General features: G+C 36.0%; 13 protein-coding genes and 1 pseudogene. 9 read left to right on the top strand and 5 right to left on the bottom strand.

Features of this window, described 5'->3' with window-relative positions; translation table 11 throughout:
* From AMDU4_RS05300 to AMDU4_RS05280, 5 genes and pseudogenes are all read left to right on the top strand, one after another.
* Positions 1–300 (top strand): annotated as a pseudogene (locus AMDU4_RS05300) (ISNCY family transposase); the annotation flags it as partial.
* Between the two features lie 62 nt (positions 301–362).
* Positions 363–2,393 carry a DUF2079 domain-containing protein gene (locus AMDU4_RS05295; RefSeq protein WP_021786948.1) on the top strand — a complete coding sequence of 677 codons (2,031 nt, stop codon included), beginning with the start codon at positions 363–365 and terminating at the stop codon, positions 2,391–2,393.
* Positions 2,394–2,539: 146 nt separating this feature from the next.
* Entirely contained in the window at positions 2,540–4,189 is a 1,650-nt protein-coding gene (locus tag AMDU4_RS05290; protein WP_021786947.1) for an APC family permease, read from the top strand.
* 219 nt (positions 4,190–4,408) lie between these two features.
* A complete protein-coding gene (locus tag AMDU4_RS05285; RefSeq protein ID WP_021786946.1) occupies positions 4,409–5,308 on the top strand; it encodes a hypothetical protein in 900 nt (299 codons plus the stop codon).
* A 458-nt stretch (positions 5,309–5,766) separates the two neighbouring features.
* Complete coding sequence (locus AMDU4_RS05280) at positions 5,767–6,726, top strand: PLP-dependent cysteine synthase family protein (protein ID WP_021786945.1); 960 nt, start codon at positions 5,767–5,769, stop codon at positions 6,724–6,726.
* A 65-nt stretch (positions 6,727–6,791) separates the two neighbouring features.
* Here AMDU4_RS05280 and AMDU4_RS05275 read toward each other — a convergent pair whose 3' ends face one another.
* Together AMDU4_RS05275 and AMDU4_RS05270 are read right to left on the bottom strand one after the other, a co-directional pair.
* Positions 6,792–8,192 carry an aspartate aminotransferase family protein gene (locus AMDU4_RS05275; protein ID WP_021786944.1) on the bottom strand — a complete coding sequence of 467 codons (1,401 nt, stop codon included), beginning with the start codon at positions 8,190–8,192 and terminating at the stop codon, positions 6,792–6,794.
* A gap of 43 nt (positions 8,193–8,235) precedes the next feature.
* On the bottom strand, positions 8,236–8,937 hold the full coding sequence (locus tag AMDU4_RS05270) for an aspartate/glutamate racemase family protein (protein WP_021786943.1): 702 nt from the start codon (positions 8,935–8,937) through the stop codon (positions 8,236–8,238).
* 113 nt (positions 8,938–9,050) lie between these two features.
* Here AMDU4_RS05270 and AMDU4_RS05265 point away from each other — a divergent pair, with 113 nt between their 5' ends.
* The gene (locus tag AMDU4_RS05265; RefSeq protein ID WP_290704274.1) at positions 9,051–9,293 is read left to right on the top strand and encodes a hypothetical protein; all 243 of its coding nucleotides are present in this window, start codon (positions 9,051–9,053) and stop codon (positions 9,291–9,293) included.
* 316 nt (positions 9,294–9,609) lie between these two features.
* Here the strand turns inward: AMDU4_RS05265 and AMDU4_RS05260 are convergent, their stop codons facing one another.
* The 3 genes from AMDU4_RS05260 to AMDU4_RS05250 form a co-directional block, all read right to left on the bottom strand.
* On the bottom strand, positions 9,610–10,539 hold the full coding sequence (locus AMDU4_RS05260) for a hypothetical protein (protein WP_021786941.1): 930 nt from the start codon (positions 10,537–10,539) through the stop codon (positions 9,610–9,612).
* 800 nt (positions 10,540–11,339) lie between these two features.
* Positions 11,340–12,443 carry an ATPase domain-containing protein gene (locus tag AMDU4_RS05255; RefSeq protein WP_021786939.1) on the bottom strand — a complete coding sequence of 368 codons (1,104 nt, stop codon included), beginning with the start codon at positions 12,441–12,443 and terminating at the stop codon, positions 11,340–11,342.
* A 56-nt stretch (positions 12,444–12,499) separates the two neighbouring features.
* On the bottom strand, positions 12,500–13,462 hold the full coding sequence (locus AMDU4_RS05250; RefSeq protein WP_021786938.1) for a hypothetical protein: 963 nt from the start codon (positions 13,460–13,462) through the stop codon (positions 12,500–12,502).
* 156 nt (positions 13,463–13,618) lie between these two features.
* Between AMDU4_RS05250 and AMDU4_RS05245 the strand changes: the two genes are divergently transcribed.
* The 3 genes from AMDU4_RS05245 to AMDU4_RS05235 are packed head-to-tail and all read left to right on the top strand — an operon-like array spanning position 13,619 to position 15,148.
* On the top strand, positions 13,619–14,143 hold the full coding sequence (locus tag AMDU4_RS05245) for a hypothetical protein (protein WP_021786937.1): 525 nt from the start codon (positions 13,619–13,621) through the stop codon (positions 14,141–14,143).
* The gene (locus tag AMDU4_RS05240) at positions 14,144–14,557 is read left to right on the top strand and encodes a nucleotide-binding domain containing protein (RefSeq protein WP_021786936.1); all 414 of its coding nucleotides are present in this window, start codon (positions 14,144–14,146) and stop codon (positions 14,555–14,557) included.
* Positions 14,558–14,569: 12 nt separating this feature from the next.
* On the top strand, positions 14,570–15,148 hold the full coding sequence (locus AMDU4_RS05235) for a 4-hydroxythreonine-4-phosphate dehydrogenase PdxA (protein WP_290704271.1): 579 nt from the start codon (positions 14,570–14,572) through the stop codon (positions 15,146–15,148).
* Positions 15,149–15,179: the final 31 nt, after the last annotated feature.

Raw genomic sequence — 15,179 nt, 5'->3', positions numbered from 1 at the left:
AGGTATTACTCCTCTCCATCATACATGGATAAACTTGGGGAAACAAAGGTATTCGTAATACCGAAGAAGAATTCCACACTGAATGGATCTCTGAAATGGAAAAAAACAATGAAAGATTTTATTGAGAATACCATGCCATACCTGGAAGAGTACCATCAGAGAAGCAATTCAGAATCTGGATTTGCTGCAGACAAGAAGATGCTTGGATGGAATGTAGCACAGAGAAGGGATGACAGAATAGATAATGCACTATTCTGCACCGGCGTGTGGCACAACCTGTTCAATATGGGTAGATTTTAGAATAGTGTCCCACACTCTATTATATGGTAAAATAAATATATTAATAGACACTATTCATTTAAATGAATTGGAAATGGCTATCTATTCTAAAAGGGAGGGTATTTGGGGATAGAAAAACAATAAAATACAGCAATATACTTATTTTCATATCTGCCTTATTTGCTATTTTATTTTCATTTTATTCCATATTAAAAGCTTATACAATAAATGCATATGCCTGGGATCTCGGATTATATTCCCAGGCTTTTTATTCTTCAATACACGGGCAACTGTTCTATACAAGTTTGTTGGGTGAGAGTTATTTAGCAGAGCACTTTTCACCGTTCATGTTCCTGCTGGTTCCATTCTTTTATATATATCCAAGCCCTTACACTCTTCTTGTAATCCAGGCTGTATTTATTAGTTTTGCTTCAGTTCCACTTTACTATATATCTCTTCACATATTTTCAAACATGAAGGAAAAATATCCTAAAAGTGCGAAAAACCCACAACTTTATGCATTCATAGTTGCGATAGCATTTCTTCTTTCTCCCCTTACTGAAAGCCCCATATATTTTGATTTCCATTTAATGATTTTTCTCCCGTTTTTTTATTTTATATCGATTTATTTCTATCTCAAAAAAAGGATTCTATTAAATATATTATTCCTTGCCCTTATAGTCAGCCTTCATTCATCTTTCGTGTTCATTGCTGCAATGACATTGTTAATGGAAGTTCTAATTTCACGGTATTATTTGAAGGAAACCCATATAAGAATAAAAAATCTCACATATTTATTCCTTGCTGGTCTAATTGTAATGTTAATGTATTATACGGTAGCTGGGTATCTCAAGGGTGATATCGCACATAGCCAGAATATTGCCCTTTTTGTCAGTGGTGCATCTGGTGTTGCAACCAAAAGCATATTCGGCCTTCTTGTAATCCTATTATTTCACCCTTACATGTTCATAAAATATCTTCTGTCCAATTACAAGATAAAACTTCTTTTCCTTCTCCTCGCATTTATGGCAGTTGACTTTGCATTTTACCGGTTTATTATAGGGTTACTTCCAGCTATTCCATATCTTGTATACGCTATGACATCCTCATATATACCCTATTATTTTATGGGTTTTCAGTATTCCATGATGTTTATTCCCATAGTGTTCATTGCAGGTGTATTTGGAATATCCAAAATGATGGAAATCAAGCCTTCCATGGAAAAGAAAAGTAAAAGGGCGTACCGCAACCTTAGAAATACTATGATTGCCATTACTACATTTGCAATTGCTGCATTTATTATTATATCTCCAATATCTCCATTATCCATAGAGCCCTCAGGAATACATAATATGATCAATGAATCCAATGGCCATACAGGAAACCGGAACAAGATCATATACGCCATAGAAGAAAATATAAATGTGAATTCATCTCTGGTTACCGGTAATAATATATTTCCCATTTTTTATAAGGACATGAACGCAACGGCATTCCCATATAATAACATATCTTCACCAAGTCAGCATTTTAAGTACCTCATAGCTAATTTCAATGATAGCCAGACTTATATCAAAAATAGTTACAATATTTCACTTGCCAATCTGGCTTCAGATTATATGAACAGCGGTTCTTATGGAATTTTTGCAGAGGGATGCGGCATAATAGCACTTGAACTTAATTACTCTGGAAATCCAATAATATATAAGCCATTTAACTTATCATACAGCACAAAACAATTTATAGAAAGGAATGGCACATTATTTGGCCCAGTTCCAAATAACTCTATCTCCAGTTTTCAGAACCTTGAAAATACCGGTGCAAATATTTACTCTGGAAATACCACATATTTCCTCCCCGGAAATTACAGCATATCCATTTTACTGAATAACAGTTATAAAATTCCATCATCTGGAATTAATATTACGATTTTTGCTAATAATGGAAAAATAACTGTTGAACATATTAATTCAACATTATACAGGGTTAACGGTAATAAACTGACATTTAACGTTAATACAACAAAATTGTATATTGGCGTGATATATAGTTTTAATGGAATTTATAGTAGTAATAGCATAAAGGAAATGTCCATTTATCAGCAAGGATATTAACACCCACTGATTAAAAAATTATAATTCTATTTAATTTCTATTATTTTTATATTTGTCTCATTTATAATGGATAATTAATTAATTCCACTCAAATATAAATAATTTTCTCATACATATTAAATATCATGAGGTAATAAGACACTGTTATGGAAGCTAGAAATACTATAAAACATAATATAATAAAACGAAAACCCAAACTTAAAAAAGACCTAACATTTAACCAAATGGTTATGGTTGGTCTAGTAGGTGCGTTTGGTAATGGAGCTTTATTTGGTACTGTAGCCATGATAACAATAGCAGGTCCGGAAGCAATTCTGGCTTTTATCTTGGGAGCTGCAATATATTCGCTTATAGGTTTGACCTATATGGAATTGGGAGTTACGTATCCAGAGGCTGGAGGACCAACGAGATATTCAATTTACACACATGGAAGGTGGACAAATATTATTAATGCCATGTCGGATATAATATGGTATTTGTTTATCCCGCCAATTGAGGTTATTTCAATAATAGCTGGCATTAACTATTTTGACCCAATCTTTCTTGCACCAAGCGGTGCTCCGACATTTATCGGGGTTGTAGTTGGACTTGCACTGATGTTGGGACTGATTCCATTTAATTATTACGGGATAAAGGAATTTGGACGATCATCTCTATATACAGGCGCTGTTAAAATATTCTTTTACATGTCTATGTCCCTTGGCCTTATATTCTTTGCATTTGACTACGCTAATTTTTACAAATACGGATTCGCACCATATGGTGTAGCAGTTCCCTTATTCTCCATAATGCCATATGCCATGTACGACTTTGGAGCTATCAGGGTAATTCCAGACCTTGCGGAAGAAACAAATAACAGGAGCAAAATGCCAAGGGCAATTGGAATGGTTCTTCTATTTGAAACTCTAATATACATAAGTGTCGCATTTGCCATTACAATGGGAACAAACTGGTCACTGATTGGAGTTTTGCCAGGCAATTTTCTGGGTGTACAGGCAGCATTCCACGGAGATAACCCATTCTTTATACTGTCAAGACCCTTTCCATTTATATTTCTTGCGGCTGTTATAACTGGAGTGCTCACACCTTTTGTTACAGCTTATATATATTTAGGTTCTGGAACAAGAGTATTATTTTCAATGGCAAGGTCAGGTTATGTTTCTAGCAAGTTAAAAAGCATAGAGGAGAAACATTCTATACCATTATGGTCCCTTATTGTGTTCGCTGTGGTAGGAGTGGCACTTGTTTTCGTGACAGCACCGGTTCCAAGTATATATACATTCATAGATGATGCGACAGCTGCAGGATATATAGGTCTAATCACCAATCCCATAGCCCTAATGGTTACCAGAAGACAGGGTATAACAAAAAAGGAGGACATGGTAAGGGGAATGAACATTATAGCCCCACTGGCAACAGCGGGTTCAGCCCTAATTGTGTTCTGGACAGGGTGGCCATCAGAGCCATATGCCGTAATACTCATAGCTGCAGGAGCGGTACTATTTGGAATATTATCAAAGGTAAAGATAGGCGCAAAAAATGCACTGTGGTATGTTTTCTTTATAGGATTTGCCACCTTTATGGTAGCCACCAGTCATGACGGATTAACATCTGCAGTATTTCCTCAATTTTTCACATACATGGAAGGAACACTAATAACATTTGTTGTTGGACTCTTTGTAATATATCCACTTGGAGTACTGTCAGGATTTAAAAAACAGTTCATACACAAAGATTTCACAGAAGAACTTTATTCAAAAAAAGGCGAGGCAGAATGGAGTGAAAGTCAGGAATAAAATAAGATTTTTCATTTAACTTTATAAATGTTTAAGGCTAATAAATTTATGCTATTATATAACATAATTAAAAAATTATGCAATCTTATATAATGATTTTAACCATAACGCCGTTATGGAAAAGCTTAAGGAATACTGACATTATCTTGTATAATATAAACAAAGGTTCCAATTCATTCCCTGCAAAAATCTTATAACATTGTTTACAATAGAAAAATTATGATAACCTACATAACAGAAAGCGAAGTAAAATCTAATTTAAAAATGGGTGAATGCATAGAGGAATTAAGAAAGGCATTTATATCCTATGGAAAAGGCATGTCAGATACCCACTCAAGGGACAGGATAATGAAAAATAACAATATACTTAACACAATGCCAGGGTTTTACGCTGACAGACATCTGGCAGGGCTCAAAACCTATTATTCCGGACCCTCTGGCATACATTTTGTTGTAATAATATTTAATACGGAAAGACCCGAAGATCTCTACATACTGGAAGCAAATGCACTTGGCCAGATAAGAACCGGTGCACTTACTGCCATGGCAACTTCTGAAATTATAAAGGAGAAAAACATAAATTTTACTCTCATAGGATCGGGATTTCAGGCTGAATCCCAGTTTCTCGCAATGAAACAAATTTTCAATTTAAAACATGCATATGTCTATTCCAGAAATCAATCACATTCAAAGGCATTCGCTGACAAATTTGGAATAGAGCCATCAGCTTCACTAGATGTCCTTAAGGAATCTGACGTGATTACCACCATAACAAACAGCAACTCCCCTATTTTCAACTATAACCTCCTTCCTGACAGTTACCATATCAATCTGGCAGGTTCCAATTTTCCAATAAGAAGGGAGGTTGCTCCAGACGTACTGGACAATTCGGATAGAATAATAGTAGAAAATCTGGAACAGGCAATGAAAGAGTCTGCTGAAATCATGGGTGTAAAGGATAAAAATAAAATTGTAGAGTTCAAGGATTATATAGTTAACAAAGACAAATACAAGGGAAACAAAACAATATTTAAATCAATGGGTATAGGCCTTGAAGATATTGCAGCAGGATATGTTGTATTGAAAAATATGGGTTTGCTGACATACTCTCCATCCTAAAGGGGGTTATAACTTTTGCTTCGCTTTTATTCATCACGATCCAGATAGTTTCGCAAGAACTTATTACCAAGTCTTAAGGTCCCTGCCGGTTACGGTGTTGCCTCTTTAGGGGTATCAGTGCTCCCCTTGCACGCATCCCTGTCTACGTGCAATTAAAATACACCTTTACCTGTATTATGCCTAACAGAAACACAGAGGCGTTCACAACCTCTTATAGAGGATTTTACAGAAGAAATCTCCATCATGCCATTTTTGAGGACTTATCCAATGGATTCTTTTCTGACTCTCATTTCATGGATCAATATAGTCGTTTCGCAATTCATACAAATAGCAAGCTCAGTTACTTTCTTGCTCATTTAGGTGTAAATTTTTGATATTCAACTATTTAGACATTCAACGTCAACAGGCCTTAATGAGGTATATGTTAAATAGTAAAACCATATCAATAATAGATTTATATGGATGATGTGAAAGCAAGCATCCTGAGCGCCATTGGCAACACACCGATGGTACGGCTAAACAGGACGGGCTGCAGAAACATAGAGATTTATGTGAAGCTAGAGTATTATAACCCTAGTTTTAGCATTAAGGACAGAATAGCAATTGGGATGATTGAAGATGCAGAGCGGAAAGGCATAATAAATAAAGGCGATACCGTTATCGAGAAAACTTCAGGGAACACCGGAACGGGACTTGCAATTGCCTGTGCTGTTAAGGGATATCATTTTGTCACCGTCATGTCTGCTGGAAATTCAATGGAAAAGGCACAGATGCTTAAAGCACTGGGTGCCGAGGTAGTACTGGTTCCACAGCAACCTGGCGAAGACACGGATACAGTATCCAGAAAGGATAATGAAGCTGTCGAAAGAAAAACTGATGAACTGACTGAAAAACTACAGGCGTACAGGCCAAACCAGTATATTAATCCTGTAAATTATCTTGTGCACGAATACACAACTGGGAGTGAAATAATAAAACAGACAGACGGAAATATAGACGCTTTTGTGGCTTACATTGGCACTGGAGGAACATTTGTGGGAATATCCAGTGCACTGAAGAAATTCAGGAAGGATATAAAGTGCTATCCTGTGGAGCCTGAGTCAGCACAATTTCTGGCTGGAAAACCTGTCATAACCACAAGGCACAAGATTCAAGGAGGAGGACACGCTGTGAAACCACCATACTGGGATGAATCTCTAGTCGATGGATACCTCAGTGTTACAGATGATGAAGCCATAAACGTTGCAAGGTATCTCGCTGCTAAGGAGGGTTTATTTACAGGATATTCTGGTGGGGCAAATGTAGCAGCGGCTATGAAGCTGGATGACTCAATGAAGAGAGGTTCCATAGTCGTAACCATTCTTCCTGATACTGGTCTGAAATATCTTTCCTCTGACCTCTATAAATTTGACGATTGAAAATCAATCTAAAATTTAGGGACTTCCAAAAAGTGTGAATACAGTAAAAATCTCAGATATGGATATTATCCTATTGAAGCATGAAAATCCCTATCTGTCATTTTCCGGAATATTTCCTCACCTTTTCCAGGATCAAGTTGATACAGCATATGAAAGAACAGTGTTTTGTTTTCCGGATGTTTTTCTAACATATGTGCGAGGTATTCTGCAGTTTTATCCGCTGAGTCTATGGCAAGCTGACCAGCTGCAGAGTCATCAGAGAGATTTGTATGTATATCTTCCAGTGAACTTAGAAATTCATCTGTAACTTCCACATGAACTGGAGAAATATTCAGGTGTACTGTTGATGGAAGGCCTAATTTTATGTTAGATGGCTGTATTTGTGGATACCATCCTTTTTCAATCATTTTCACTCCCGTTTGAAATATGCTGTTAACATTGTCCTGAAATGCGAATATTGTGGCATCAGGTTTCCCCGTGATTTCATAGCCTATATTTTTTATTCCCTGTGTTATCCTTTTGTAGGCAGTGAGCGTTTTGCCTGCCAGTTCAGTATAACCACGGTAACCAAGATAGTTCATAATTGCCCATGAGCCAGCAAGTGGACCAGCGGATTTAGTTGCCTGTATTCCTGCGTTAGACATAGGATACCCTGGCCATCTTGCATTTACATAGATCTGATGTCTCCGAAGTACCGCGTTTCTGTACAGAATCACCGATGAACCCTTTGGCGTGAAACCATATTTATGAAGGTCAATAGAAATAGAGGAAACTCCGGGCAATTTAAAATCATATTCTGGCACTTGTTTCCCAAGCCTCTTCAAAAATGGAAGGATCATTCCACCTACACATGCATCCACATGTAGCCATAATTTATATTCAAGGGCAATATCAGACAGTTCCTTTATGGGATCAATAATACCGTATGGAAATGATGGTGCCGACCCAACTATCATGGCCGTACTCTTGGTGATAGCCTTCCGCATAAGAGAAATGTCTGCCTGGTACTCAGAATTTACTGGTATACGTTTTTCCCGCATTCCAAGATATTCAACAGCCTTACTGAAAGATGGATGAGCTGTAACAGGCAATATAACCTCCGGAAGCGAGTTGTGATTTTCCAGGAATGTATCCCTTGCCGCTTTTACTGCTAGTATGATGCTCTCTGTACCTCCAGTGGTAAATGTGCCTGCAGTTCTATCATCACCATTCAACAGTGAGCCCATCATGGCAATAACATCGTTTTCAAGTTTTAGGGTACTTGGGAAAGCATGATAATCCATTCCATTTCTGTTTGAAAATTTCAAGAATATGTCCTGTAGATTATCCAGTTCTTTTATTCCTGGGTCATAAAAATATGTGAATAATCTGCCTCTGCTGTTTTTTATATCGTATTTTCCATAGGAATCCAATACATCGTGAATTTTTTCAGAGCTTAAACCATTTTCAGGAAACTGTTTTAACATTATTTAATATAAGGTTAAGGTTAAAAAAATTTTCCGGAAAAGTTTATTTATGGTGTTTCTTTATTTTTTTCCCTGCTGCAATTATTATCTTTTCTGCCAGTATCTGATCTGAATCTATTATGGGAAGGCAAGTGTATTCCTGTTTAAGTATTACCGGTATCTCAGTACATGCAATAATAATTGAATCACAGCCATTTGCCTCCAGATCCCTGATTACGGGGGCCAGAATGGATTTGCCTTCTTCAGTATTACCTAATTTTACAGCCTGAACGGCAGCCATAACCTTGTCTTCCTTCTCTGGAACTACTGGGTGTAATCCTGCTGCAGCCAGGCTATCTATATACAACCCAGATTTAATCGTGGCTGTGGTTGCAAGAATTCCTGGTTTTCTGTATCCAGATTCCAGTGCAACTTTTACCGTTAGGTCTATCATATTTAGTACCTCTACATTTTTATGGAATTTATCAAACCATATATGGGCTGTATTGCATGGTATTGCTATAGTTCTGATTCCATTCTTTTCCAGAAAATCTATACCTTTGTTAATAGCGCTAACAGGGCTTTCCTTGCCGTGAAAATATGCGTCTATCCTGTTTGGTATCTCGGGATCGCTATATAGTATATACCTTACATGGTCCTGATCCTTTTTTGCATCTGTCAATTCAACCACACGGTCCAGGAATTGATTTGTTGCCTTTGGTCCCATACCTCCTATAATGCCTATTTCTATGTCCATAATTACCATAATGAAATCCACAAAGGTAATTTAAATTATCCCTTGCAGTATATCAACCCCCATGTTCTATTAAAAAAACCTACCACATTAGAGTATAAATGTACGAAAAATAAATGATTGATATGTACAACCTTATTCCAGGAAACATACTAATGCTCTCAGTGAACCGTTCTCAGAAGATTATGCAGTCTTATACATCATCTCTGTTCGGAACGCATGCTATCTCAATCAGACCTGGTCCAGAAACATCAGGCATGCTTCTGGTGTACAGGTATTCATCCATCATGGATGGGAAAGAGTTTGCCACACTCACGGGGAACGGGTCTCCGTATGCCACAATTCAAGGAAATATAGGAATAAGGTAAAATAAATAGCTCAACGTTATTTATATTGCTCCTGTAGCATATAATATCATTGTAATATAAAATACACCTTTCCTATCTATCCGGTCTGATGCTGGAACTTAAACTGAAAAACCTGTAATAGGCCAAAAGGGAGACCGTACCAGAAACTATGCTATGTAATTGGCGGGAATACTTACCCATATTGTTGCAACTGAGTACATACAGAATGCTTTCTATTTCTTGACCAAGATATAATATCAAAATGTTACTATAAAAATTATTAAATTCAAAGGTATTTTAGAGATAACTTAAGCCATAGCTATCTGGCTTGCATGTTCTAATCAATATTTTTTTGATTCAAATCTCTATATAATTCAAGTGTGACCCAGTCAAGTTTTTTCATGTCCATTTCCGTATCAACTATTAACTGAAAATACTCCTTAGCTCTGTATTCTGGAAGAATAAAATTCATAAACAGTTTGTCATCAGATGCATAAATAAATAAGAAAGTCCACGTAAGCCTGTGTTTTTTGGCCTTGGAAGCCAGTAAAAGCAATATATCATCATCAGTCCTTGTCTCATATATATGCTCAGTACCCGATATTTCCTCCATTCCTTGAACAGAGCTTAAATCCTGGTTAGAGTAAACGATTAACCTGAAAGTTCCATCTATGGGGTAGTTGTCCACAAATTGGCCTATACACCCTGTTTCCCTTAATAGTTTTACCATCCTGTAATGGTTGAATTCTTTAATAGGAAGGCTAATCTGGATATTCTTTAATCTTACATCCATTTCACCTAAGTGATCAAGAAAACCTCTGGACGGTTTCAAGGTAATCTTTCCAATGGTTGATTTCTCATGGCAGTGTTTTGACAGTAGGTCTGAGAATGCCATTTCTGCATTTTCATGCATAAATCCTTTTATAATCATATTTCCTGATATTATACCTGCATAGCTTATTACAAGGCCGTTTATAGAATCAAGATCATTAATGAATTCAGTTGTTCCCTTATCCTCTATTTTTTCCCTTGACACGTAGTAAAGCTCTCTTTCATCAATATTTGCAAGTGGGAAAAAAGGCTTCAATGAATCGTTTATACCTGATTTTGGTATGAAAACATGAAAATAGAAATTATTACCATCACGTGCCAGAGTTCCAAATCCACTAAAGTTTGTAGCTCTGCTTAATATTAATTGCCTGGAATTGATGTTCAGAAAAATCTCAAAATATTTGGATAATCGGGCATCTTTCAGGAGGAACTTCATTAACATTTATTTCATAAATATATAAAAACATTCCCTTACCTACAATAAATGAGTGTTCATAAGAGGGAAACGGTTTTCCCTTTAAAGTGTCATCCAGTATGATTGAATAAACATTGAAATATATCTTCGAAACATACAGAAAACCTATCTTAAATGTTTGTTCCACATGGTTGTGGTTTACTTAAAGAAATCAGATAATGGAGTCTAGGCTATCAAAAGCACGAAGATAGTGCTCATTCAAATCTTTAAAACTTAGTTCCATGCTTTAACGCTGCAGTTTCTTTTATTTTCACGCTGCAGGCATTTGATCCATATACGTTGCATATCTTAATTTTACAGGCAGAACAACTCTTATTTTAGGTTAACCGGAACATAGATATCTGTTTTTCTCTAATATTGAGATATATCATTGTAATTAGCTTTGTCTTGACATTTTTCGGTCTTTCATTATGAATATAAACAAGTACGGGAACCTGGTGGAGTTCTAATAAACAGCCATTGTAGTATTTGACATGTATTGGAAATTTAGAAAAATGAAGCATGATCTGGAACACTCCAACATGATCCATTACTACAGTTCATGTAACTACACCATTTATGATTGCTTGAATTCCGTAATAAACATAATAAACTGGGTCTCATAGTATGACGGGCATTCCAGGATAAACAGCTATGCAAAGCTCTGAGGCCGTACAACCATCAAAATGATGTAAGCGGGGTGCCTCTATATGAATCATACACCTCATATTCTTTTGGTGATATAAAGTTTCTAAAATATTAAAGTGTGGTTGCCAGGATGATTACCTTATATTTTTAAATATATTATCATCATCATAAGATTGATTTTTAGGCACTGCCTTGACATTTTTTACAGGTTCAATTCCATTCGCAGTTATTTTGAATTCAAATGGGGTTGAGTCAAAAACAGTGCCACGCATTTTAACTACCTTTCCCATTCTGGACATGCCATCATCCCCTAAACTATAATCAAGCTTTATAATTCCTGTGGCATAATATTCTTCTATACCGAACATACTCAGTTCACTGTTTCTTAATCCACTGGTAACTAGCACTGTAACACCCTTTATGGCAAGGCTGTTCATAAACAGGTTTACAAAATCGTCGTCGGGTATAAGCAATAGTGTTACAGGATCTATAACAACTCTTTTAATGCCCTTTGAAATAATTATTTTCTTCAGTTCTGTAACAACCTTTGTAATAAATTTTCTGAAATCTGTTTTTCCGGAAGAAATCTCGGATTTCATTGACCGAATCTGGTCAGAAATTTCCATAACCTCAATTTTTCTTTCCCTGTATGCGTCCGCAAAACCTATGTTCATTGTTCTTATATTATCAAGGAACTGGTCGGGAAAAGTATCAGTGAGTATCATCAATCCTTTTTCACCTACGCTGCTGCCGTAGGAGAGGAAAATACTGGATAGAGTAGTCTTTCCGGCACCTGTATTTCCAGATATCAGGTATACATATCCGGGCCGCAAGCCTCCAGATAATTTTGCATCAAGGATTGTAATCCCAAATTTTGCACGGGAGGATTCTATTTGTCCTGTATCAATTCCTCTGGAATCTATAATATCAATTCCATATATGTTACACATTTTTTTGATATACTCTCCAAGTTCGGAACTTGTTATCAGAATCTTCTTATTTATTCCTGCATCCATAACCTGGGAATTAAAAAGCATTATATCGTTTGTAGATGTTTCTGCATTTCCCATTTTCACCGCTACCATATCATTACCTGAGGAAATAATATAATCAAATTTATATTCCATTCCTGAAGCACCCTGTACCGATTTATCAGGTGTTACCTGAATTTGGTGGATGTCAAATTCAAATTGTTTTGAAGCAATTTTAGCCAGAATATCATTGTCCAGTTTAATCAACGTTCATTTATTGATCAACAGGATATAAATTTTTTCCAAGGCACAGATAATTATCATCAATTCTTCGTACCAAATTCCCCATAGAGTTCAGGATCAAAATCACAGGAATTTTCTAACTTTACAACATTTTTACCATAAAGTTCCAAAGATGAGGAAAAAACCATTTTAGTATATTCCATGATCCTGTTTGATGCTATTACTGAATTAGAATACATACGTCCGTTCTTTATTATGATCAATAGTAGATTCCTGAAGATGCCCCTGGAATTTGCCTTATCCGTTATGAGGCTAAGCAGTTTATTGCTGGCATATGTCTCATATATATTATCCTCTCCTGAAATGCAGGTAAAGCCATTTCTTTCTTTTACATGATTTTCTGTAAAAATAATGACCTTAAAATCATTCTTGTTATATGGATTCTCCACAACCTGTGCTATACCATTATTTTTTTCCAGTATTTGAACTGCGTAATCTTCTGAATGAACTGAAACAGGAATTGAATACTGAATGATGGAAAGCGGCATTCTGCTATTTTTGTTTCCTAATAAAACAATTCCTCCTTCACTTTCAGTGAGTGTCATATCATCCACAAAGTATGGTATCGCCAGGTATTTATTTAATATTAAGGATAAATCCTTTTTGTACAGTCTATGGAATCTTATTCTCATAATGAGTTTTCCACTTTCTATGGTAGTTTCACCGAATGCTATGGATGGAATAGTCCATAATTCCTTTATAAGGGAAAGAATTTTAGTGTTAATGATGGGGTGAGAAAGCATATAATAGTTTTCAGTTTCCACTGGACTGTATGTTTCAATAAGCTCTTTAACCTCGAAGTGTACTTTATTTTTCATTATAAAAGCCTGAAAGTAATAGTTTTCAGGATTTTTTGAATCTTCTTTGATAAAAATACTCATACCCAAATCATGAAGTTTAGACCATCTGAAGATATCTGTATTATCGGATATGACTAACTTCAATTTCATATCTAATTTTGTGTCTATATCTTTAACATTCATTGCTGTTTAATTATATCTATATATATATAATTAATCTAAGTGGTCAAGGTATTTTTAACAGATAATAACAATTTTGACTGCAGAATAGGAATATAATAAATGAACTGCCTGTATTGCAGTATAAAAATACTTATATACGCATCCTATTAATTTCCAATGGATGTAATTATTATTTCTGATGACCTGAGTGGGGCTGCAGGCATGGCATCTCTCATAGGAGAGAGAGTTCCAGTGGTACCATTCAAAAATATAGATCTCATAAGAAAAATAAGTTCCTCAACTGTATCTCTGGATATTGAAACCAGAAATACGGGAAACGCAGGACAACGATTAAATTATGTAAAAGAGCTGTATTCAGGGGCGTTGATTTTGACACGCATTGATACGATGCTCAGGGGAAGCACCCCTGATTTTATAGAATTCATGGGTAAATATGGGAAGCTGCTCATTACAGACACTATACCCGACTTTGGGCGGTATACATATATGGGCTCAAGTATCCAGAATGAAACCAAATTGCCGATTCGTGATATTGTTCCTGTAGAACTTTATGATTCGATAATAATTGCAGATTCAAGTACTTACACTGACATTGAAAAACTAGCGCGAAGATGTCTGAATGAAAATTTAATTCCTGTAGACCCTGGAATAATGATAAAATTGTATCTGGAGATGAGATAGATGAATAACATGGCCATTATTATTGGAAGCTGTACAGATATAACCTACAGGCAGGTAAATTATATCAGGAACAATTTGATTTCCCCGGTCAATTCCAGTACTGGCCATTTCAATATTCAACTGTTCGATCTTACCGGAAATAATTTTGCAGTGATTACTAAAAAGGATTTCATATTATCCTTGAAGGAATACTCAGTACTAGTCTTAAGCGGAGGTGAAACGGCCTATACAGTGCTGGATAATGCAGATTTCGGCTACCTTGAAAGTGGGCCGCACATACTGCCACTTATTTCCACGGGAATTATTTATGGAGGAATACTTGATGGCAAAAAATATATAATTAAGGGAGGAAGCATCGGAGACGAAAGCATATATAAAAAAATCATTGAATATGCAGATATAAATATGAGGTAAAAATATGAGACCATGATCAATATGGGCATAACTCTGGGCGATCCTGCCGGGATTGGACCTGAAATTGTGGTTAAATCAATTAATTCTATTAAAAACCGGAATTTTAAGATAACATTATTTGGTGATAAGGAAAATTACAAAAATACCATGGATAAATGTGGATTGCATTTAGAAGGAGAAAAAAACCTCGACTTCATAAACACTGGCAACGGCGAACCTATACAGATTGGAAAGGTTACTGCTAGTGCCGGAAAAGTTGCTTACAGAAGCATAGAAATGGCTGTGCAATTTGCAATGGCTGGAAAAATAGACACAATTTCAACTGCGCCGATAAATAAAGAGGCTATTATAAAGGCAGGCTCACCATATATTGACCATACAACAATGTTAAAGGCCCTTACAAACTCCAGGTTTATAACCACACTTTTTGAAGTGAAGAAACTGAGAATAACCTTTCTTTCAAAACACATGTCACTGATAGATGCGGTCAAATTTGTAAAATATGAGAATGTATACAATGCAATAATAGATACGGAAAAAAGCCTTAAGCTTCTTGGTTTTATGGAGCCAAAAATAGCAGTCGCTGCTTAAATCCACACGCAGGGAATCCGGAATGTTGAAA

The sequence above is a fragment of the Ferroplasma sp. Type II genome (assembly GCF_000496155.1).
The sequence above is the reverse complement of the archived record's forward strand: the minus strand, read 5'-3'. Positions and strand labels throughout refer to the sequence as shown.

Excerpts from the sequence above, each read along its gene's own strand:
- AMDU4_RS05295 (WP_021786948.1), top strand. The coding sequence starts at position 363 with ATGAATTGGAAATGGCTATCTATTCTAAAAGGGAGGGTATTTGGGGAT.
- AMDU4_RS05290 (WP_021786947.1), top strand. The coding sequence starts at position 2,540 with ATGGAAGCTAGAAATACTATAAAACATAATATAATAAAACGAAAACCC.
- AMDU4_RS05285 (WP_021786946.1), top strand. The coding sequence starts at position 4,409 with ATGATAACCTACATAACAGAAAGCGAAGTAAAATCTAATTTAAAAATG.
- AMDU4_RS05280 (WP_021786945.1), top strand. The coding sequence starts at position 5,767 with ATGGATGATGTGAAAGCAAGCATCCTGAGCGCCATTGGCAACACACCG.
- AMDU4_RS05275 (WP_021786944.1), bottom strand. The coding sequence starts at position 8,192 with ATGTTAAAACAGTTTCCTGAAAATGGTTTAAGCTCTGAAAAAATTCAC.
- AMDU4_RS05270 (WP_021786943.1), bottom strand. The coding sequence starts at position 8,937 with ATGGTAATTATGGACATAGAAATAGGCATTATAGGAGGTATGGGACCA.
- AMDU4_RS05265 (WP_290704274.1), top strand. The coding sequence starts at position 9,051 with ATGTACAACCTTATTCCAGGAAACATACTAATGCTCTCAGTGAACCGT.
- AMDU4_RS05260 (WP_021786941.1), bottom strand. The coding sequence starts at position 10,539 with ATGAAGTTCCTCCTGAAAGATGCCCGATTATCCAAATATTTTGAGATT.
- AMDU4_RS05250 (WP_021786938.1), bottom strand. The coding sequence starts at position 13,462 with ATGAATGTTAAAGATATAGACACAAAATTAGATATGAAATTGAAGTTA.
- AMDU4_RS05245 (WP_021786937.1), top strand. The coding sequence starts at position 13,619 with ATGGATGTAATTATTATTTCTGATGACCTGAGTGGGGCTGCAGGCATG.
- AMDU4_RS05240 (WP_021786936.1), top strand. The coding sequence starts at position 14,144 with ATGAATAACATGGCCATTATTATTGGAAGCTGTACAGATATAACCTAC.
- AMDU4_RS05235 (WP_290704271.1), top strand. The coding sequence starts at position 14,570 with ATGATCAATATGGGCATAACTCTGGGCGATCCTGCCGGGATTGGACCT.